Below are 1314 nucleotides of genomic sequence, written 5' to 3'. Positions count from 1 at the left end.
TCTTCAATGAGCATAAGAAGGCCGCAAAACAAATCATCGAGCTTTTAGAAAGAAAGTGGCAGAGGTAGTTATGGATAACTTTGATACTCAAAAACAATATGAAAAACTTCAATCAGCAACTAATGCAGCTGAACAAAGAATGTTTGCACCGGAGCCTGAGCAAGAAATCAAAGTTCAGATTTTCCTGACAAGAGTGTCTCTCCCGCAAAGTTTATTCCAAATCAAACAATGCCAGGAACATTTAGGGCCCATCCAGTGACTATTCGCGCAATGCGCGCTGATATTTTCGCTGGGGCAAATAATGAGCTCTTTGTTGACCTTGAATATAATATTTCTTGTGAAGGCTGTAAGAGAGTTATCGATATTCAGTTCTGGAAATTCTGTCCATATTGCGAAAAAAGCTTTCCAAAAGAGCTTCCTAAGCCCTTGAAACCTAGTGAAGTGTAACTCTTTGTAAGAAAATTCCTTTTCCTAACCTGTAAAAATACCTGTAAATTGGTTTTCAACACACAACACACGTATAACAACTTCACATTGCAGAAGTGAAAGTTTTTCAAATCTGCAAAAGACATTGAGAACCCGGAAGGGGCTTTAAGGGAGACGAAGAATGACAAGAGCTAATTCTTATCTATCTGACGACCAAATTAAAACGATCAAGGACAAGCTTCTAGCTGACCAAGAAATGATCAGAAACAAGCATGAGCAAAAAGACCAGTACTGCATGGACAAATCTGAACTTGCAGACCCAGTTGATGAAGCGAGTATCAATACTCAGACTTCTGAAGCTATCAGAATGAGAAACCGTGAACTTTTCCTTCTTAAGAAAATCAACAAGGCCCTTATGAAGATTGAAAAAGGTGAATACGGACTTTGTACTGAATGTGATGCTGAAATCGCGTTCGAAAGACTTTCTGCAAGAACTGTTGCTGAACTTTGTATCTCTTGTAAAGAAGAGAACGAAATGGAAGAAAAGAGCAACGTCTTCATGAAACGTTCTAAATCACTTGGTAAAACTATCGCCGAAATCGGTAAGAGATAATTTTAAAAGGCTCCCCTAGCGGAGCCTTTTTTTATGCGACCTCTGAAAGATCCTCTTCAGAGAGGGAGAGATCGTCTTCACTTTTTTCAAGCTTCGACTTAACTTTCTTTCTTACTTTCTTTTTTGTCTTTTTCTTTACAGGTTTTTTTGCCATCTTCTTTTTCTTAATACGGTTTTGATAGGCCTTTCTCTTCGCAATGGATTTTCTATTGATCCTAAAAGCAAGAGTGAATATTGATAGACCCATTACGACAAAAACAGCAGGAAATGACATT

The 1314-nt window shown here is 38.1% G+C and carries 4 protein-coding genes; 3 read left to right on the top strand and 1 reads right to left on the bottom strand.

What is annotated here, in order from left to right:
* Positions 1-70 precede the first annotated feature (70 nt).
* The 3 genes from M901_RS06025 (at position 71) to M901_RS06020 (ending at position 1039) form a co-directional block, all read left to right on the top strand.
* Positions 71-259: a hypothetical protein gene (locus M901_RS06025; RefSeq protein WP_157679875.1), complete on the top strand. Its 189-nt coding sequence runs from the start codon at positions 71-73 to the stop codon at positions 257-259.
* Positions 229-447 carry a hypothetical protein gene (locus M901_RS17440; RefSeq protein WP_021277292.1) on the top strand — a complete coding sequence of 73 codons (219 nt, stop codon included), beginning with the start codon at positions 229-231 and terminating at the stop codon, positions 445-447. The genes M901_RS06025 and M901_RS17440 overlap by 31 nt, the downstream gene beginning before the upstream one ends.
* Positions 448-607: 160 nt before the next feature.
* Positions 608-1039: a TraR/DksA C4-type zinc finger protein gene (locus M901_RS06020; protein WP_021277290.1), complete on the top strand. Its 432-nt coding sequence runs from the start codon at positions 608-610 to the stop codon at positions 1037-1039.
* Positions 1040-1070: 31 nt separating this feature from the next.
* On the opposite strand, the gene M901_RS06015 is transcribed toward M901_RS06020, so the two are convergent.
* Positions 1071-1314, bottom strand: a 244-nt coding sequence (locus M901_RS06015) for a hypothetical protein (RefSeq protein WP_021277293.1), incomplete at its 5' end; no start/stop codon positions are given.

Origin of the sequence: Bacteriovorax sp. DB6_IX (assembly GCF_000447775.1) — a bacterium.
Taxonomy (GTDB): domain Bacteria; phylum Bdellovibrionota; class Bacteriovoracia; order Bacteriovoracales; family Bacteriovoracaceae; genus Halobacteriovorax_A.
This window is presented reverse-complemented; position numbering and strand designations above follow the sequence as displayed.